The organism is Streptomyces sp. NPDC058045, assembly GCF_042885635.1.
In the GTDB taxonomy this organism is placed as follows: Bacteria; Actinomycetota; Actinomycetes; order Streptomycetales; family Streptomycetaceae; genus Streptomyces.
Genome location: NZ_JBHVRR010000012.1, coordinates 87,165 through 105,131, shown reverse-complemented (window position 1 = coordinate 105,131; position 17,967 = coordinate 87,165). Strand labels below are relative to the sequence as shown.

Genomic DNA, 17,967 nt, shown 5'->3' with positions numbered 1-17,967 from the left:
GAGGCTCGCTCGTGAGCCAGGCATCGCCGAAGTATCCGCGGACCACCACCAACGCCGGGATTCCGGTGGAGAGCGACGAGCATTCGCTGACGGTGGGCCCCGACGGCCCGATCCTGCTGCACGACCACTACGTGGTCGAGAAGATGGCCCAGTTCAACCGGGAGCGCGTCCCGGAGCGTGTGGTGCACGCCAAGGGCAGCGGCGCGTACGGCTTCTTCCAAGTGACCAATGACGTCAGCCAGTTCACCAAGGCCGACCTGTTCCAGCCGGGGCGGCGGACCGAGATGCTGGCGCGGTTCTCGACCGTGGCCGGGGAGCAGGGCTCGCCCGACACCTGGCGCGACCCGCGCGGTTTCGCGCTGAAGTTCTACACCGAGCAGGGCAACTACGACCTGGTCGGCAACAACACCCCGGTCTTCTTCGTCCGCGACACCATCAAGTTCCAGGACTTCATCCGCTCCCAGAAGCGCCGCCCCGACAACGGGCTGCGCGACAACGACATGCAGTGGGACTTCTGGACGCTGTCGCCGGAGTCGGCCCACCAGGTCACCTGGCTGATGGGCGACCGCGGCATCCCCAAGACGTACCGGCACATGAACGGCTACAGCTCGCACACCTATATGTGGATCAACGCGGGCGGCGAGCGGTTCTGGGTCAAGTACCACATGAAGACCGACCAGGGCATCGACTTCCTGACCCAGTCGGAGGCCGACGAACTCGCCGGTACCGACGGCGATCTGCACCGGCGGGACCTCTACGACTCGATCGCCACCGGCAGCGCGCCCTCCTGGACGATGCATGTGCAGGTGATGCCGTTCGAGGACGCGGCGGACTACCGGTTCAACCCGTTCGACCTGACCAAGGTGTGGCCGCACAGCGACTACCCGCTGATCGAGGTCGGCCGGATGACCCTGGACCGCAATCCGGAGGACTACTTCGTCCATATCGAGCAGGCCGCGTTCGAGCCGTCCAACATGGTGCCCGGAATCGGCCCCTCCCCGGACAAGATGCTGCTCGGCCGGATCTTCTCCTACCCGGACACCCATCGGTACCGGATCGGCCCCAACTACATGCAGCTCCCGCCCAACAGGCCGCAGGTACAGGTGAATTCATACGCCAAGGACGGCCCGATGCGCTTCGAGCCGGCCCGGGTGGGCGCCCCGTACGCGCCCAACTCCTACGGCGGCCCGGCCGCGGACACGGCGCACTTCGGCGAGCCGGCGAGCTGGCACACCGCGGGTGAGCTGGTGCGCGAGGCGTACGCGCCGCACCGGGAGGACGACGACTTCGGGCAGGCCGGCACCATGGTGCGCCAGGTCCTGGACGACGCGGCGCGGGACCGGCTGGTGTCCAACATCAGCGGCCATCTGAAGGCCGGCGTCTCCCGCCCGGTGCTGGACCGCGCGGTGCAGTACTGGCGCAGTGTCGACAAGGAGTTGGGCGACCGGGTGGGCCGCGAGGTCAACGGGGGCTGACCGACCGCGACGGGGCCACCCCAGCCGCCGCACCGGGCGGCCGGGCCGCGACGCCACCGGTTCTGTTGGGACCGGGCTCCTCCGGGGGCCGCTGGGTGCTGGGCCCGCCGGACGGGAGGTCCGCCGAGGGGCTCGGCGGCCCGGTCTCGGACGGCGGCGGTGAGGACGGCGGCTGACTGGACGGCTGCTCCGACGGGGGCGGCGAGTGGTCCGGAGTGGCGCTGTTCTCCGGGGTGCTGGTGGCGGGCGGCGGGGTGATCGCGGCGCCCATGTCGGTGTCCAGCTCGAAGGTGCTGGGCGCGCCCATCGCGGCGAAGGTGTACTCGGCCCAGATCGAGGCGGGGATGCCGCCGCCGTTGACCCGGCCGCCGCCGGTGGCGCCCGTCAGCGACACCTGCTTGCCGGTCTTGGGCTGCTCGCCGAAGAGGCCGACGGAGGTGACCAGGTTCGGTGTGTAGCCGGTGAACCAGGCGGACTTGTTGTCGTCGGAGGTGCCGGTCTTGCCGGCGACCTGCTGACCGGCGCGCTGCGGCGAGTTGCGTACCGACTCGCGGGCGGTGCCGTCGTCGACGACGCCGGTGAGGACGGAGGTCACCGAGTCGGCGGCCTGCCGGGAGATCGCCTGGTCGCCGACGGCCTCGGGCAGTTCGATGGGGGCGCCGCCCTCCTTGCTGGCGGACTTGACGATCTGCGGGGTGACCAGCTTGCCGTGGTGGTCGAGGGTGGCGTAGACGCCGGCCATCTCCATCGGGCTGGCGCCCATCGAGCCGAGCGTCATCGCGGGTACCGCCTCGGTGTTCTTGACGTCCATGCCGAGCTTTCCGGCGGTCTCGATCACCTTGTCCATGCCGACGTCGGCGCCCATCTGCGCGAAGACCGAGTTGACCGACTTGTTCATGGCGGTCTGCACGGTGACCGGGCCGTAGTCGACGTGGTCCTCGTTGGGCGGGGCGTAGGGGACGGGGCTGCCCTTGATGGGGCGGTCGCTGGTCCCGTCGTAGACCGTGTTGGCGGTGATGGGGGCGCCGTTCTGGGTGACGGCGGCGCGGTCCAGGGCGGCGGCGAGGATGACCGGCTTGAAGGTGGAGGCGGGCTGGTAGTCGGCGCGGGTGGCGTTGGACGTCCAGTGCTCGGCGAGGCCCGGACCGCCGTAGAGCGCCTTCACCGCACCGGAGCCGGGGTCGACGGAGACGGCGCCGGCCTGGACGTCCCGGTCGACGCCGCGGGCCTTGGGGTCGAGCCGGTCCGTCAGCCGGGTACGGACGGCCTGCTCCAGCTTCTGCTGCTGCCTGCGGTCGATGGTGACGGTGATGGTCCAGCCGCCGCGCTCGAACTGCTCGCGGGTGAGGTGCTGTTGCTTCATCACCATGGCGCGGGCGGCCTCCACGATGTAGCCCTTCTGCCCCTCCAGGCCGCGGTCCGGCTTGGGCCGGTGCGGCACCGGGAAGCTGAGGCCGCGGCGCTTGCCGGCGTCCAGCCAGTGCTGGCCGACCATGTTGTCCAGCACGTAGTTCCAGCGGGCCTTGGCGAGCCGCTTGCCCTCGGGGGAGGCGATGGCCCAGTCGTACTGGTTGGGGGCCTGGAGCAGGGCGGCGAGATAGGCGCCCTCGGCGACGTCGAGTTCCTTGGCGTCCTTGCCGTAGTAGGCCTGGGCGGCGGCCTGGATGCCGTACGCGCCGCGGCCGTAGTAGCTGGTGTTGATGTAGCCGGCGAGTATCTCGTCCTTGCTCTTGCGCTGGTCCACCTTGAGCGAGATGACCAGTTCCTTGAGCTTGCGGGTGACGGTCTGGTCCTGGTCCAGGTAGTAGTTCTTCACGTACTGCTGGGTGATGGTGGAGCCGCCCTGCTTGCCGCGTCCGGAGAGGGTGTTGAACACCCCGCGGGCGGTGCCCTTGAGGTCGATGCCCTTGTCCGTGTAGAAGCTCTTGTTCTCCGCGGCGACGAAGGTGCGCTGGACGTCCTTGGGCACCTCGGCCAGGTCCACGATCTCCCGGTTGACGGTGCCGGTACGGGCGAGCAGGGTGCCGTCGCTGTACCGGTAGACGTTGGACTGGCGGGTGGCGTCGGCCTTGCCCTCGGGGACGTCGACCACCATGTACAGGACGGCGAATCCGGCCATGCCCAGCAGGCAGAGGCCGAAGAAGGTGCCGAGGATCTTCCGCCAGCCGAAGAAGCGGCGTATGCCGCGGGGCGAGCCGCGCTGTGCCTGCCTTGCTGCTCGTCCCATGGGCCCGATCGCTCCGCTTCCTTCGAGGTCGTGTGCCACCGGTCGGAGCCCGGCGGCCCAGCAAGCTAACACCGCACTCGGGGACAAAGCTCACCCGATCCGGTCGTATGGGGCGTGACAATCAGCACCGCCCCTATGGGAACCGACGATCAGACGGCCGGGAAGGTTGCCGCCACCACCCTTCCGGGTTTAATCTGCTATCACTTAGATAAAATCCAGCTAGACGGGGGACCGACATGTCCGAACAAACTCCTGGCTCCGTAGACACCACGGGCGGCACCGACACCGCGGGTACTCCCACCGTCCCGCCGCCCCCCGCACCCGACGGCGGCCCGGAGATGCCGCGGCCGCAGGTGCGGGAGTTCACCGCGCACAGCATCGGCGGCGGGCTCGCCCTGCTGCTCGGGCTGGTGGGGCTGGTGATCGGGGCGGGACTGCTCGCGGTGGCCACGGTGAGCGACTCGAACGGGACCAAGGCGGTGCTGATCATCCTGGGCGTCCTGGTGGCGCTCGGCTCGGGGCTGTCGATGTCCGGGCTGAACATGGTGGCGCCCGGCGAGGCCCGCGTGCTCCAGCTCTTCGGGCGGTACCGCGGCACCATCCGCCACGACGGCCTGCGCTGGGTCAACCCCCTCACCACCCGCACCAAGGTCTCCACCCGGGTGCGGAACCACGAGACGGCCGTACTCAAGGTCAACGACGCCTACGGCAATCCGATCGAGCTGGCCGCGGTCGTGGTGTGGAAGGTGGAGGACACCGCGCAGGCCACCTTCGAGGTGGACGACTTCCTGGAGTTCGTCTCCACCCAGACCGAGGCCGCCGTCCGCCATATCGCCATCGAGTACCCCTATGACGCACACGACGAGGACGGCCTCTCGCTGCGCGGCAACGCCCAGGAGATCACCGAGAAGCTGGCCGTGGAGCTGTACGCCCGGGTCGAGGCGGCCGGGGTGCAGATCATCGAGTCCCGCTTCACCCACCTCGCCTACGCGCCGGAGATCGCCTCCGCGATGCTCCAGCGGCAGCAGGCCGGTGCGGTGGTCGCGGCCCGGCGGCAGATCGTGGACGGGGCGGTCGGCATGGTGGAGGCGGCGCTCGCCCGGATCGCCGAGCAGGACATCGTGGAGCTGGACAGCGACCGCAAGGCCGCGATGGTCTCCAACCTGATGGTGGTGCTCTGCGGTGACCGGGCGGCGCAGCCCGTACTCAACACCGGGACGCTCTACCAGTGAGCGCGGAGGAGGCCGGCGCCGTGCCTCGGCGCCGGCCGCAGCAGCGCAAGCAGGTCCTGCTGCGCCTCGACCCGCTGGTCCACGAGGCGCTGGCGCGCTGGGCGGGCGAGGAACTGCGCAGCACCAACGCGCAGATCGAGTTCCTGCTGCGCCGCGCCCTCGGTGAGACGGGCCGGCTGCCGGGCGCGGCCGGCCCCATCCCCCGCCGCGGCCGCCCCCCGCGGGACGGGGCCGAGGAGCGCGACTGAGAAGCCCGAACAGGGCCTGGGAGAAGGCGAGTTCACCGACCGGGACCCGAGCTATACACGCCGCGTATACGCCACGTGTATAGTGCTCGGCATGTCCAGTGGTTCCATCAGTCACACCCTCCTCGGCCTGCTCGAAGCAGGCCCCCGCCACGGCTACGACCTCAAGCGGGCCTTCGACGAACGCTTCGGCCACGACCGGCCGTTGCACTACGGCCAGGTCTACTCGACCATGTCCCGGCTGCTGAAGCACGGGCTCGTCGAGGTCGACGGCGTCGAAGCCGGCGGCGGCCCCGAACGCAAGCGGTACGCCATCACCGACGCCGGTGTCACCGACGTCAACGAGTGGCTCGCCACCCCCGAGAAGCCCGAGCCGTACCTCCAGTCCACCCTCTACACGAAGATCGTCCTCGCGCTGCTCACCGAGCGGGACGCCGCGGGGATACTCGACACCCAGCGCTCCGAGCACCTGCGGCTGATGCGCATCCTCACCGACCGCAAACGCAAGGGCGACCTCGCCGACCAACTCATCTGCGACCACGCCCTGTTCCACCTCGACGCCGATCTGCGCTGGCTGGAAGTCACCGCCGCCCGCCTCGACCGCCTCGCCGGGGAGGTCCGCCGATGACCCCCGCCGGCGCCCTCCTCAGTGCCGAGGACCTGCACAAGGCCTACGGACCGACCAAAGCCCTCGACGGCGCGTCCTTCTCCGTCCACCGCGGTGAGATCGTCGCCGTGATGGGCCCGTCCGGCTCCGGCAAGTCCACCCTGCTGCACTGCCTCGCCGGGATCGTCCTCCCCGACTCCGGCACCCTCACCTACGACGGCCGCTCCCTGGAGTCGGCGAGCGACGCGGAGCGCAGCGCGCTGCGCCGTAGCGAGTTCGGCTTCGTCTTCCAATTCGGCCAACTGGTACCGGAGTTGAGCTGCCTGGAGAATGTGGCGCTGCCGCTGCGGCTGAACGGCACCGGGCGCCGCCCGGCCGAGCGGACCGCGCGGTCCTGGCTGGAGCGCCTGGAGGTGGACGACCTCGCGGACAAGCGGCCCGGCGAGGTGTCCGGCGGGCAGGGGCAGCGGGTCGCCGTGGCCCGCGCCCTCGTCACCGGCCCCCGCGTCCTCTTCGCCGACGAACCCACCGGCGCCCTCGACTCCCTCAACGGCGAGCACGTCATGGAACTCCTCACCGAGGCCGCCCGCTCCGCCGACTCCGCGGTGGTGCTGGTCACCCACGAGCCCCGGGTCGCCGCCTACTCGGACCGGGAGGTCGTGGTCCGCGACGGCCGCTCCCGCGACATGGAGCGCCTGGTATGAGCGCCCGCACCGAACAGCCCGCACCGCAGGCACCCGCCGCGCCCCTCCCCCCGGCCAGCGCTCCAGGCCGCCTCGGCTGGTGGGGCGAGCTGATGATGGGCGCCCGCTTCGCCGTCACCGGCGGCCGGGCGGGCTGGACCCGGGCCCTGCTCACCGGCGTCGGCGTCGGCCTCGGCGTGGGCCTGCTGCTGCTCGCCACGGCGCTGCCCGACGCCCTGACCCAACGCGACCAGCGCCAGCACGCCCGCGACGACAACTCCACCGCCACCAACGTCCAGCACCGCGACGACCGCACCCTGCGCGTCGCGGACACCGACACCGTCTACCGGAACACCGACGTACGCGGCCGGCTCCTCCAGCCCGACGGCGAGCACCCGCCCGTACCGCCCGGCCTCCAACGGCTGCCCCGGCCCGGCGAGATGGCGGTCTCCCCCGCCCTCGGACGCCTCCTCGACTCGGCGGACGGCGCCCTGCTCCGCGCCCGGCTGCCGTACCGCGTCACGGCCACCATCGCCGCCCCCGGCCTCGTCACCCCCGGCGAACTCAGCTACTACGCCGCCACCGACGACCTGCCCCCGAGCGGCGAGGGCCAGTTGTCCCGGCTGCGGCGGATCGACAGGTTCGGCACCGGCCAGCGCGCCACGGACCTCGACCCGGTACTGCTGCTGCTGGTGGTCGTCATCCTGGTCGTGCTGCTGCTGCCGGTCGGCGTCTTCATCGCGGCCGCCGTGCGCTTCGGCGGGGAGCGGCGCGACCAGCGGCTCGCCGCACTGCGGCTGGTCGGGGCCGACGCCGCCACCACCCGCCGGATCGCCGCCGGAGAGGCCCTCACCGGCACCCTCCTCGGGCTGGCCTTCGGCACCGGTTTCTTCCTCCTCGGGCGCTCCCTCGCCGGCCGCGTCACCGTCTTCGGCACCGGCGTCTTCCCCTCCGACCTCAACCCCTCACCCGCGCTGGCCGCGCTGGTGGCCGCGGCGGTGGCGGTGGCCGCCGTGGTGGTCACCCTGCTCGCGCTGCGCGGCGTGGCGATCGAACCGCTGGGCGTGGTCCGCGCCGCACGCCCCGCCCGGCGCCGCCTCTGGTGGCGGCTGCTGCCACCGGTCGCCGGTCTCGCCCTGCTGTACCCGATGGTCGGCCAGGGCGCGCGGAACGGGGACTTCAACGAGTGGCTGGTGGTCAGTGGCACCGTACTGCTGCTGATCGGGGTGACCGCCCTGCTGCCGTGGCTGGTGGAAGCCGTCGTCTCCCGGTTGCACGGCGGCGATGTCGCCTGGCAACTGGCGGTGCGGCGGCTCCAGTTGAGCAGTGGCAGCGCCGCCCGGATGGTCAACGGCATCGCGGTGGCGGTGGCCGGCGCCATCGCCCTCCAGATGTTCTTCTCCTCCGTCCAGAACGACTACACGGAGGAGGCTGGAAGCTTCGCGACCCGCGCCCAGATGAACGTCCTGCTGTCACCCGGCACGTCCCGGGAGCACGCCGACCGGACCCTGCGCGCCACCCCCGGCGTCCGCGGCACGGTGCCGCTCGGCAACCTCAGCGCCGGGGAGAAGGCCAGGGACCCGGACGCCATCATCTCGGTGACCGTCGGCACCTGCGCCGACCTGACCGAGGTGGCCCGACTGCGCTCCTGCCGTGACGGCGACGTGTTCGTGGTCCGGGGCGCGCCCTACGACGCGGCGAACGTCCGCCACGCCAAGCCGGGCGCGCTGCTGCGGGTGGATCCCACCTACGGCAGCGACAAGGGGGCCGCGGTCCCCTGGCGGCTGCCGCGAACGCTGCACCGTGCCACCAGCCGGCACGACCCCATGGGCATGGAACGCGGCGGCGTCCTGGTCACTCCGTCCGCCCTCCCAAGGGAGTTGGAGAGGTTCGTCGAGCAGGACATCTACGTCCGCACCGACCCCGGCGTGGCCAAGGCCGCCGACGAGGTCCGCACCGTCGCCGCCCGGATCGATCCGCTCGGCGAGGTCATCTCCGCCTCCTCGCCCGGGTTCACCAGCACCTTCACCACCGTCCGCACCGGCCTGTTCGTGGGCGCGAGCTGCGTACTGGGGCTGATCGGGCTGAGCCTGCTGGTGGCGCAACTGGAGCAACTACGGGAGCGGCGGCGGCTGTTGTCGGCGCTGGTGGCCTGCGGCACCCGGCGGCGCACCCTCGGCCTTTCCGTGCTGTGGCAGACGGCCGTCCCGGTGGCGCTCGGGCTGCTGCTGGCTATCGCGGTGGGGGTGGCCCTCGGCTCGATCCTGCTGGGCATGGCGGACATCCCGTTCTCGGTGGACTGGGGAAGCGTGGCGGCCATGGCGGGCGTCGGCGCGGGAGTCGTCCTGCTGGTGACGGCCCTCAGCCTCCCTCTCCTCTGGCGGCTGATGCGCCCGGACGGACTCCGTACGGAGTAGGCCGACGGGCCGCCGGGGGTCACAGCGGGCGGACCGGGAGCGGGGTGAGGGCCTGCTTGAGGGCGGCGGCCAACTCCCCGTACTCGGCGGCGTGGGCCGCCCCGGAGCGCATCGCCAGCGCCACCCGGCGGGTCGGGGCCGGCTCGGCGAAGGAGCCGGTGAGGAGTTGGCTGCTGCGGCTGGTCTCCACCCGAACCGCGGTCCGCGGCAGCAGCGTCACCCCGAGCCCGCCGGCCACCAGTTGCACCAGTGTGGACAGCCCGGCCGCGGTGGTGGTGACCGGCGCGTCCCGGCGGCCGGCCTCCCGGCAGATGTCCAGGGCCTGGTCCCGCAGGCAGTGTCCCTCGTCCAGCAGCAGCAGCCGCTGCTCGCGCAGCGCCTCGACCGCGATGCCCTCCCGGCCGCCCAGCGGATGGTCCAGCGGGGTCACCAGGACGAAGTCCTCGTCGAAGAGCGGGAGTTCGACCACCCAGGGCACCCCCAGCGGCACGGCGAGCAGCAGCAGGTCGAGGCGCCCGCCGCCGAGCCCGTCCAGCAGCGAGGCGGTCTGCTCCTCGTGCACCTCCAGATCGAGCTGCGGATACCGCTCATGCACCAGCCGCAGCACGGTCGGCAGCAGATACGGCGCCACGGTGGGGATGGTGCCGAGCCGCAGCACCCCGGTGAACGGGGCGCGGACCGCCGCCGCCTCCGCCAGCAGCGCCCCGACCTCGTCCAGGACCCCGCCGGCCCGTACCGCGAGGCGTTCGCCGGCGGGTGAGAGCAGCACCTTGCGGGTGGTGCGCTCCAGCAACCGCACCCCCAGCACCTCCTCCAGCGCCGAGACCGCCCCGGAGAGCGCGGGCTGGCTCACACCGAGGGCGGCGGCCGCGTCCCGGAAGTGCAGATGCTCGGCGACGGCGGCGAAGGCCCGCAGTTGGGAGAGGGTGGGCTGGCGTCCACGCCCGGCCCGGCGGTCCCTTCCGACGATCACGGGCGCTCACTCACCGCCCGTCGACCGGGGCGCACTGATAGGGACTGCTGATCAACCCCGGCGAGTATAGCTATTTCACTGATCAATCCACTCCGTGTCACGATCACGCTCGTCCAACCCGAGGGGACTCCCACCGGCCCACACCCCGGACCGGGAGGTTTCCCCCTGCGCAAGCCCGAACAAGGAGAGCGTGTGCTCACTGTCGGTGACAAGTTCCCCGCGTACGACCTGACCGCCTGTGTGTCGCTGGAGAGCGGCAGGGAGTTCGCGCAGATCGACCACAAGTCCTACGAGGGCAAGTGGCGTGTGGTGTTCTTCTGGCCGAAGGACTTCACCTTCGTCTGCCCCACCGAGATCGCCGCCTTCGGCAAGCTGAACGACGAGTTCGCCGACCGCGACACCCAGGTCCTCGGCGCCTCCGGCGACTCCGAGTTCGTGCACCACGCCTGGCGCAAGGACCACCCCGACCTGCGCGACCTGCCGTTCCCGATGCTGGCGGACTCCCGGCACGACCTGATGCGGGAGTGCGGCGTGGAGGGCGAGGACGGCTTCGCGCAGCGCGCCGTCTTCATCGTCGACCCGAACAACGAGATCCAGTTCACCATGGTGACCGCGGGCTCCGTCGGCCGTAACCCGAAGGAGGTCCTCCGGGTCCTCGACGCGCTCCAGACCGACGAGCTGTGCCCCTGCAACTGGACGCAGGGCGAAGACACCCTCGACCCGGTCAAGCTGCTCTCCGGCGAGTGACCGGAATCCAAGGAGAGCACTGATATGGCACTCGACGAACTCAAGGCAGCCGTACCGGACTTCGCGAAGGACCTGCGCCTCAACCTCGGCTCGGTCATCGGCAACTCCGACCTCCCCGAGCAGCAGCTCTGGGGGACGGTACTGGTGTGCGCCATCGCCTCCCGCTCGCCGATCGTGCTGCGCGAGCTGGAGCCGGAGGCCAGGTCCCGGCTGACGCCCGAGGCGTACCGGGCGGCCAAGTCCGCGGCCGCCGTGATGGCGATGAACAACGTCTTCTACCGCACCCGGCATCTGCTCTCCGACCCGGAGTACGGCCATCTCCGTGCCGGTCTGCGGATGAACGTCATCGGCAACCCGGGCGTGGAGAAGGCCGACTTCGAGCTGTGGTCGCTGGCGGTGTCCGCGATCAACGGCTGCGGTCAGTGCCTCGACTCGCATGAACAGGTGCTGCGCAAGGCCGGCGTGGACCGGGAGACCGTACAGGAGGCCGTCAGGATCGCCGCGGTGATCCAGGCCGTCGGCACCACCCTGGATGCGGAGTCCGTCCTGGCCGACTGACGCCGCCCGCACCCGCAGGTGCCCCCGCCCGGTCACTTCCGGACGGGGGCGCCCCGGCGTCAACTGCCGTACGGGCCAGGGCTATTCGTCCCGCCCCGAGTCCCCGTCCGCTGCGCCGCTCTGCGGTGGCAGGACGGGGCGTTCGGTGCCCGCGGAGGCCGAGCCCAGCGCGGTGGCACCGTGCGGCGCGGGCGAGGTCCGCAGCAGCGACTCCCGCGAGTACGCCCGCAGATAGCCGACGACCGTATTGGCCACCGCGACCAGCGGCACCGCGACCACCGCACCCCCGATCCCGGCCACCATGCCGCCGGCGGCCACCGAGAGCACCACCGCCAGCGGGTGCACCCGGACCGCCCGGCCCAGGATGAACGGCTGGAGCACATGCCCCTCTATCTGCTGCACCAGCAGCACCACCACCAGCGTCATCAGCCCGGTGAACACGCCCTGGGTGACCAGCGCCACCACCACCGCCAGCGCCCCCGACATCACCGCGCCGACCAGCGGGATGAACGCGAACAGGAAGATGAACACGGCGAGCGGCACCGCCATCGGCACCCCGAGCCCGTAGATGCCGAGGCCGATGCAGACGGCGTCGATGAGGGCGACGATGACGGTGCCGCGGACATAGGCGGTGAGGGTGCGCCAGGCGCGCGGCCCGGCGCCCGCGATACCGGGGCGGGCCTGCGCCGGCACCAGCTTCAGCGTCCACTCCCAGATGCGGCGGCCGTCGTAGAGCAGGAAGAGGGTGGAGAACATCGCCAGCAGGATGCCGGTGAGGGCCTCCACGATGACGGTGACGCCTTCCAGTCCGGCGGAGGTGATCTCCTCGGTGTTGGCACCGATGGCGTCCCGCAGCGACTTGGCGATCTTGTTGATCTGGTCCTCGGTGACATGGAACGGGCTGTTGAGCAGCCAGCGCCTCAACTCGTCGATACCGTCCTGGACTTGGCCGGCCAGATTGTCCAGGTTGTCCATGACCTGCCACACCACGAACCAGCCCATCAGGCCCATGATGACGAAGCCGCAGATCGCGGTGAGCGCGGTGGCGAGCCCGCGGGGCACCCCGTAGCGCTTCAGCCGGGCCACGGTCGGTTGCAGCAGGGCGGTGACGAGCAGCGCGGCGACAAAGGCCAGCACCACCAGTTGGACGGCGCTGATCACCTTCATCAGCACCCAGACCGTGCCCGCCAGCACCAGCAGCCGCCAGCCCGCCGCGGCCGCGACCCGTACGCCCCACGGCATCGCCTCCGCCGGATCCGGCTTGGCGGCGACGGCCGGGGCGTAGGCGGGCGGCGCGGGGACCGGGCGGTCCTTGGCGGGCGGCGCGTCCTGCGGGCCGCCGACCGGGGCCGCGGCTGTGTGGGCACCGTACTCCTCGTGCTCGCCAGGGAGGCTGTGCGAGCCCTGCTCGCCGGGGAGGCCGTGCTCGCTGTGGTGTCCGTGGTGGGCGAAGAGGCCGTGATGCCCGTGGGCATGGTCCTCTTCGCGTTCCGCTGCGGCGCGGCGCTCCTCCAGCCGCTCCCCCATGGCCGTCAGCCGGTCCCCCATACGGCTGATCCAGCCCGGCAGTCCTCGCTCCATCTCGCCCTCTCCCCCGTCCCGAGTGCACCCCCGAACGTCGTCCGCACGCGCTCCCGCGTCACATTCTGCTGACACGACGGTACATGCCCGGGGAAACTGCGAAACCCCCCACCGTCAGAACGGTGAGGGGCCGCGTGGAGTCGAGCGGGGAGCCGGCTCAGTACCAGTGGTTGGCCTGCCAGAAGGACCAGGCGCCGCACGGGCTGCCGTAGCGGCCGTCCATGTAGCTGAGGCCCCACTTGATCTGGGTGGCCGGGTTGGTCTGCCAGTCGGAGCCGGCGGAGGACATCTTGGAGCCGGGGAGGGCCTGGAAGAGACCGTAGGCACCGGAAGAGGCGTTCACCGCACGGTAGTTCCAGCTCGACTCGTGGTTCACGATGTTGCTGAAGCACTGGAACTGGTCGCCGGGCACCATCGAGCGAGCCATCGCCTGGATCTGCCCCACGGAGTACGAGCCCTGGACCGGGAAGTCGGAGGGATCGCGGTTCTCGGAGCGGCTGGCCTTCTCCCTGGCCTTGCGCTCCTTGGCCTCCTTCTCGGCCCTGGCCTTGGCCTCCTTCTCCGCCTTCGCCTGCTTCTCGGCCGCGTCGCGCTTGGCGACGGCGGTCTCGGCGGCAGCCTTGCGGGCCGACTCCTCGGCGGACTTCTTCGCCGCGGAGTCCGCGGCGTTGAGCTGTGCGTCCGCCTGCTGAGTCAGTGAGGAGGTCTGAACCTGGGCCTGCTGGCCTGTGGGAATGTCGGCGAGAAGCGTGGCGTCGTTGGCCGTTGCCTCGAAGTCGTTCGAGTCATGCTGCTGGGGCGCGCCCGAGGCAACACCCACGACGGCGCCTACAGTGGTGACCGCCGTGGCCGAGGCCACTGCGAATCCCCGGACCGAGATCCGGCTCACACGGTTTCCTTCCAGCATCGCCCGCTTAGCTGACCCTCGCGGACGCAATCTTGCCCCTGGCACTGGCCTCCCAACTGCGGGTCACGGGAGACACGGGCCCGGTGGGCAACTCCCCTGCGGGAGCGCCGCGTGGTGCTCGGGCGGCATACGACGGCCGGTATGGAGTTCTGTGTTTCTGACTGGCTGCGTACCGCTGGCGGGACGCAAGTGTCGTATGCGGGGCCTGACAGGACTGAGACTCTGCCGTAGCGAGACGCCGCAAGGCAATTCTGCGTTGCGTGGGAAAGCTCACACCCCGTTTGGCCCTACAGATTCCCGGAAAGACGCGCACACGCCGACGCCGCCCCGCTAGGCTCTTCGCCTTCGCCGGGCGGCGCCAACTCCCGTGCACCACAAGGGCCTAGGGCACTCGCGGAGGAGTGCGTGCGAATCGGGCCCATCGCCCGAATCCGCGTCAGATCCGGATCAGAGCTGGCCCTCCTCCAGCATCTCGGTCACCAGTGCGGCGATCTGGCTGCGCTCTGAACGAGTGAGCGTGACATGGGCGAAGAGCGGATGCCCCTTCAGTTTCTCGACCACGGCCACGACTCCGTCGTAGCGGCCGACGCGCAGATTGTCCCGTTGCGCCACGTCGTGGGTGAGAACGACCCGTGAGTCGGCCCCGATCCGGGAGAGCACGGTGAGCAGGACGTTCCGCTCCAGCGACTGGGCCTCGTCCACGACGACGAACGCGTCGTGCAGGGAGCGCCCCCGGATATGGGTGAGCGGCAGCACCTCCAACATGCCGCGGGCGGTGACCTCCTCGATGACCTCGCGTGAGGTGACCGCGGACAGGGTGTCGAAGACGGCCTGTGCCCAGGGGCTCATCTTCTCCGACTCGCTGCCCGGCAGATACCCCAGCTCCTGCCCGCCCACCGCGTACAGCGGCCGGAAGACCATCACCTTCTGGTGCTGCCGCCGCTCCAGTACGGACTCCAGGCCCGCGCAGAGTGCCAGCGCCGACTTGCCGGTACCGGCCCGGCCGCCCAGCGAGACGATGCCGACCGCCGGATCCAGCAGCAGGTCCAGTGCGATGCGCTGCTCGGCGCTGCGGCCCTTGATGCCGAACGCCTCCCGGTCGCCGCGCACCAGCCGGACGTTGCCGTCCGCGGTGATCCGGCCGAGCGCCTTGCCGCGTTCCGACTGGATGGTGAGGCCGGTGTGCACGGGCAGGTCGGACGCCTCGGGCAGATGGAGCGTCTCCTCTTCGAAGAGGAGGTCCACCTGCTCGCCGGGGAGGGCTAGTTCGGACATTCCGGTCCAGCCGGAGTCCGTGATGGCGAGCTCCGCCCGGTACTCCTCCGCGAGCAGCCCCACCGAGGACGCCTTGATGCGCAGCGGCAGGTCCTTCGACACGACGGTGACGTCGAACCCCTCGGCCTGGAGGTTGCGGGCCACGGCGAGGATGCGCGAGTCGTTGTCGCCGAGACGGTAGCCCGCGGGCAGCACCGCCTGGTCGGAGTGGTTCAGCTCGACCCGCAGGGTGCCGCCCATCTCGCCGGTGGGCAGCGGGGCGTCGAGGCGGCCGAATCTGACCCGGTAGTCGTCCAGCAGGCGCAGGGCCTGCCGGGCGAAGTAGCCCAGCTCCGGGTGGTGCCGTTTCGCCTCCAGTTCCGTGACGACGACGAGCGGGAGCACCACCTCGTGCTCGTCGAAGCGGGACAGGGCTCCTGGATCGGCCAGCAGGACGCTGGTGTCCAGGACGTAGGTGCGCCGGTCGGGCATTCGGCGCTTGATGCTGGTCACCACGGAAGGACGTACCCCCTCGGCTGAGAAGGGACCGGGTCGGGACGGTGCCAGGGTCCTCTCGGTCTGGCTGTCCCGGGGCCGCGTTGCGGGGCCGGGTGCCGGCCGGCCGCTTCGTCCGTGTGACCCGCAGGTGCTGTCCTGCGGACGGTGCGGTGGTCCATCTGATGCAACGGGCCTCCCGGGCGGACGGCCCGATGCCGTCCGCTGAGACGCGGCACCCTCCTGGGACCGGGTGCCGACCTGGGATTGTTATTCCCTGCATCCTGCGCCGCCATGCCCGACCGCGGGACCACGGCTGTGTGAACTCCCGGTGGCGCGCCGGGGGATCAGGAGGTACCGGCGGTCAGCCGCCGTAACGGCGGTGCCGGGCGGCGTAGTCGCGCAGGGCCCGCAGGAAGTCGACCTTGCGGAAGGCCGGCCAGAAGACCTCGCAGAAGTAGTACTCGGAGTGGGCCGACTGCCAGAGCATGAAGCCGGAGAGGCGCTGCTCGCCGCTGGTGCGGATGACGAGGTCCGGGTCGGGCTGGCCGCGGGTGTAGAGGTGCTCGGAGATGACGTCGACGTCGACCACTTCGGCGAGTTCCTCGAAGCTGGTGCCGCGCTCGGCGTGGTCGAGGAGGAGGGAGCGGACCGCGTCGGCGATCTCCTGGCGGCCGCCGTAGCCGACGGCGACGTTGACCAGTATCCCGGGGTTGTCCGCGGTGGCCTCCGCGGCTTCCTTGAGGACGGTCTGGGTGCGGGCGGGCAGCAGGTCGAGGGTGCCCACGTGGTGGACGCGCCAGCGGCCGTCGGCGGCGAGGCCGCGTACCGAGTCCTCGATGATGCCGAGGAGGGGGATGAGTTCTTCCTCGGGCCGGTCGAAGTTGTCCGTGGAGAGCATCCACAGGGTGACCACCTCGACGTCGGTCTCGGCGCACCAGCCGAGGAACTCGGTGATCTTGTCGGCTCCGGCCCGGTGGCCCTGTGCGGTGGTGCCGCCAGAGGCCTTGGCCCAGCGGCGGTTGCCGTCGAGGATGACGCCGATGTGCTTGGGGATCTGGTCGTGGTCGAGACGGCCTTCCACCCGGCGTGCGTACAGCCCGTACACCAGGTCGCGCAGGTTCACCTTCGTCAGCCCCTCCGTGGAATCGCCATCTCCGAGGGCGAAAGCCTACCGCCGTCCGAACCCCCCGCCGCTGTCTGAGAGGCCCGCGACTGACGTATTTTCGGACACATGAACAGCACCTCCCCCTATAAGGCCACCCCTGACCGGTACGAGTCGATGGAGTACCGGCGCTCCGGACGCAGCGGTCTCAAGCTGCCCGCGATCTCCCTCGGCCTCTGGCACAACTTCGGCGACGACCGGGCGCTGAGCACCCAGCGGGCGATCCTGCGCCGCGCCTTCGACCTCGGCGTGACGCACTTCGACCTGGCCAACAACTACGGCCCGCCGCCCGGTTCGGCCGAGTTGAACTTCGGCAAGCTGTTCGCGCAGGACTTCGCCCCGTACCGGGATGAACTGGTCATCTCGACCAAGGCCGGCTATCTGATGCACCCGGGCCCGTACGGCGAGTGGGGCTCCCGCAAGTACCTGCTGTCCTCGCTGGACGCCTCGCTGAAGCGGATGGGCCTCGACTACGTCGACATCTTCTACTCGCACCGCTTCGACCCGCACACCCCGCTGGAGGAGACCATGGGCGCCCTGGCGTCAGCGGTCCAGCAGGGCAAGGCGCTCTACGTCGGCATCTCCTCGTACACCGCCGAGCAGTCGCGGGAGGCGGCGCGGATCCTCGAAGGGATGGGGGTGCGGCCGCTGATCCACCAGCCCTCGTACTCGATGATCAACCGCTGGACCGAGGAGGACGGGCTGCTGGATGTGCTGGAGTCGGCCGGTATGGGCTGTATCTCCTTTGTGCCGCTGGCCCAGGGCCTGCTGACGGACAAGTATCTGAAGGGCATTCCGGAGGGGTCGCGGGCCACGCAGGGCAAGTCGCTGGACCCGGGGCTGCTCTCCGAGGAGGTGCTGCGCCGGCTGCGCGGACTGCACGCGATCGCGGAGCGCCGCGGCCAGTCGCTGGCACAACTGGCGCTCTCCTGGGTGCTGCGCGATCCGCGGATGACCTCAGCGCTGATCGGTGCGTCCAGCACCCGGCAGGTGGAGGAGAACGTGGCCGCCCTGTCCGCCCCGCCGCTCACCACCGAGGAGCTGGCGGAGATCGACCAGTACGCGGTCTCCACGCCCGGCACCAACATCTGGGCGGGCCGCAGCTAGGGACCTTCTCCCCCGAGGCCGCGTCCGGAAAGCCGGAGGGCAAAAGAAATCGGGCCGGTCCATGGGGGGGGAGATGGACCGGCCCGAGGGGGGGTTTCCACCATAACCCTTTGTATGTGCCGACACATGCGACACGGCGAAACAACTACGCTCCGAAGTCGCCCGGGGCGGATGGGTGCGGACGCGCGGCGGGGATCCGATGCGGCTTCCGGCACCGCGCAGTCCCCTCCGGCTGCGCGGTGCCGCCCGCGTAGCCGGACAGACCTCCCGGGTCTTTGCTGACGCGAATTACCT

Annotated in this window: 15 protein-coding genes; 9 read left to right on the top strand and 6 right to left on the bottom strand. The window is 70.8% G+C overall.

Annotation, left to right across the window (positions count from 1 at the left end; translation table 11 throughout):
- The first annotated feature begins 11 nt into the window (after positions 1-11).
- The gene (locus tag ACFVST_RS10675; RefSeq protein WP_390148949.1) at positions 12-1,475 is read left to right on the top strand and encodes a catalase; all 1,464 of its coding nucleotides are present in this window, start codon (positions 12-14) and stop codon (positions 1,473-1,475) included.
- Here the strand turns inward: ACFVST_RS10675 and ACFVST_RS10670 are convergent.
- Entirely contained in the window at positions 1,462-3,702 is a 2,241-nt protein-coding gene (locus ACFVST_RS10670) for a transglycosylase domain-containing protein (protein ID WP_390148948.1), read from the bottom strand. The genes ACFVST_RS10675 and ACFVST_RS10670 overlap by 14 nt on opposite strands.
- A 338-nt stretch (positions 3,703-4,040) precedes the next feature.
- Here ACFVST_RS10670 and ACFVST_RS10665 point away from each other — a divergent pair, with 338 nt between their 5' ends.
- The 5 genes from ACFVST_RS10665 (at position 4,041) to ACFVST_RS10645 (ending at position 8,886) form a co-directional block, all read left to right on the top strand.
- Complete coding sequence (locus ACFVST_RS10665; protein WP_390149049.1) at positions 4,041-4,934, top strand: SPFH domain-containing protein; 894 nt, start codon at positions 4,041-4,043, stop codon at positions 4,932-4,934.
- Entirely contained in the window at positions 4,931-5,182 is a 252-nt protein-coding gene (locus ACFVST_RS10660; RefSeq protein WP_390148946.1) for a hypothetical protein, read from the top strand. Before ACFVST_RS10665 ends, ACFVST_RS10660 begins: the two co-directional genes overlap by 4 nt.
- A 91-nt stretch (positions 5,183-5,273) precedes the next feature.
- The gene (locus ACFVST_RS10655; protein ID WP_390148944.1) at positions 5,274-5,807 is read left to right on the top strand and encodes a PadR family transcriptional regulator; all 534 of its coding nucleotides are present in this window, start codon (positions 5,274-5,276) and stop codon (positions 5,805-5,807) included.
- Positions 5,804-6,490 carry an ABC transporter ATP-binding protein gene (locus tag ACFVST_RS10650; RefSeq protein ID WP_390148943.1) on the top strand — a complete coding sequence of 229 codons (687 nt, stop codon included), beginning with the start codon at positions 5,804-5,806 and terminating at the stop codon, positions 6,488-6,490. Before ACFVST_RS10655 ends, ACFVST_RS10650 begins: the two co-directional genes overlap by 4 nt.
- Before the next feature lie 92 nt (positions 6,491-6,582).
- Entirely contained in the window at positions 6,583-8,886 is a 2,304-nt protein-coding gene (locus ACFVST_RS10645; protein WP_390149047.1) for an FtsX-like permease family protein, read from the top strand.
- A gap of 19 nt (positions 8,887-8,905) precedes the next feature.
- On the opposite strand, the gene ACFVST_RS10640 is transcribed toward ACFVST_RS10645, so the two are convergent.
- Positions 8,906-9,859 (bottom strand): hydrogen peroxide-inducible genes activator, encoded by a 954-nt coding sequence (locus ACFVST_RS10640; RefSeq protein ID WP_390148941.1) that lies wholly within the window; start codon positions 9,857-9,859, stop codon positions 8,906-8,908.
- Positions 9,860-10,051: 192 nt separating this feature from the next.
- On the opposite strand from ACFVST_RS10640, the gene ACFVST_RS10635 reads away from it, so the two are divergent.
- Both ACFVST_RS10635 and ACFVST_RS10630 read left to right on the top strand, forming a co-directional pair.
- On the top strand, positions 10,052-10,606 hold the full coding sequence (locus tag ACFVST_RS10635; protein ID WP_390148939.1) for a peroxiredoxin: 555 nt from the start codon (positions 10,052-10,054) through the stop codon (positions 10,604-10,606).
- Between the two features lie 24 nt (positions 10,607-10,630).
- Positions 10,631-11,164, top strand: a complete 534-nt coding sequence (locus ACFVST_RS10630) for an alkyl hydroperoxide reductase (RefSeq protein ID WP_390148937.1) — start codon at positions 10,631-10,633, stop codon at positions 11,162-11,164.
- An 81-nt stretch (positions 11,165-11,245) separates the two neighbouring features.
- Here ACFVST_RS10630 and ACFVST_RS10625 read toward each other — a convergent pair whose 3' ends face one another.
- The 4 genes from ACFVST_RS10625 to ACFVST_RS10610 all read right to left on the bottom strand — a co-directional run bounded on the left by ACFVST_RS10625 (position 11,246) and on the right by ACFVST_RS10610 (position 16,527).
- Positions 11,246-12,745 (bottom strand): AI-2E family transporter, encoded by a 1,500-nt coding sequence (locus ACFVST_RS10625; RefSeq protein ID WP_390148935.1) that lies wholly within the window; start codon positions 12,743-12,745, stop codon positions 11,246-11,248.
- A 157-nt stretch (positions 12,746-12,902) separates the two neighbouring features.
- Complete coding sequence (locus tag ACFVST_RS10620; protein WP_390148933.1) at positions 12,903-13,652, bottom strand: transglycosylase SLT domain-containing protein; 750 nt, start codon at positions 13,650-13,652, stop codon at positions 12,903-12,905.
- 447 nt (positions 13,653-14,099) lie between these two features.
- The gene (locus ACFVST_RS10615) at positions 14,100-15,422 is read right to left on the bottom strand and encodes a PhoH family protein (protein ID WP_390148931.1); all 1,323 of its coding nucleotides are present in this window, start codon (positions 15,420-15,422) and stop codon (positions 14,100-14,102) included.
- Between the two features lie 343 nt (positions 15,423-15,765).
- A complete protein-coding gene (locus ACFVST_RS10610) occupies positions 15,766-16,527 on the bottom strand; it encodes an isoprenyl transferase (protein ID WP_390148929.1) in 762 nt (253 codons plus the stop codon).
- A gap of 108 nt (positions 16,528-16,635) precedes the next feature.
- On the opposite strand from ACFVST_RS10610, the gene mgrA reads away from it, so the two are divergent.
- Positions 16,636-17,673, top strand: coding sequence for an L-glyceraldehyde 3-phosphate reductase (gene mgrA, locus ACFVST_RS10605; protein WP_390148927.1), 1,038 nt, complete (start codon positions 16,636-16,638; stop codon positions 17,671-17,673).
- Positions 17,674-17,967 lie beyond the last annotated feature (294 nt).

What these genes read in the sequence shown, in the direction of transcription:
- ACFVST_RS10625 (WP_390148935.1), bottom strand. Translation starts at nt 12,745, where the DNA reads ATGGAGCGAGGACTGCCGGGCTGGATCAGCCGTATGGGGGACCGGCTG.
- ACFVST_RS10670 (WP_390148948.1), bottom strand. Translation starts at nt 3,702, where the DNA reads ATGGGACGAGCAGCAAGGCAGGCACAGCGCGGCTCGCCCCGCGGCATA.
- ACFVST_RS10645 (WP_390149047.1), top strand. Translation starts at nt 6,583, where the DNA reads ATGATGGGCGCCCGCTTCGCCGTCACCGGCGGCCGGGCGGGCTGGACC.
- mgrA (WP_390148927.1), top strand. Translation starts at nt 16,636, where the DNA reads ATGAACAGCACCTCCCCCTATAAGGCCACCCCTGACCGGTACGAGTCG.
- ACFVST_RS10655 (WP_390148944.1), top strand. Translation starts at nt 5,274, where the DNA reads ATGTCCAGTGGTTCCATCAGTCACACCCTCCTCGGCCTGCTCGAAGCA.
- ACFVST_RS10650 (WP_390148943.1), top strand. Translation starts at nt 5,804, where the DNA reads ATGACCCCCGCCGGCGCCCTCCTCAGTGCCGAGGACCTGCACAAGGCC.
- ACFVST_RS10620 (WP_390148933.1), bottom strand. Translation starts at nt 13,652, where the DNA reads ATGCTGGAAGGAAACCGTGTGAGCCGGATCTCGGTCCGGGGATTCGCA.
- ACFVST_RS10665 (WP_390149049.1), top strand. Translation starts at nt 4,041, where the DNA reads ATGCCGCGGCCGCAGGTGCGGGAGTTCACCGCGCACAGCATCGGCGGC.
- ACFVST_RS10630 (WP_390148937.1), top strand. Translation starts at nt 10,631, where the DNA reads ATGGCACTCGACGAACTCAAGGCAGCCGTACCGGACTTCGCGAAGGAC.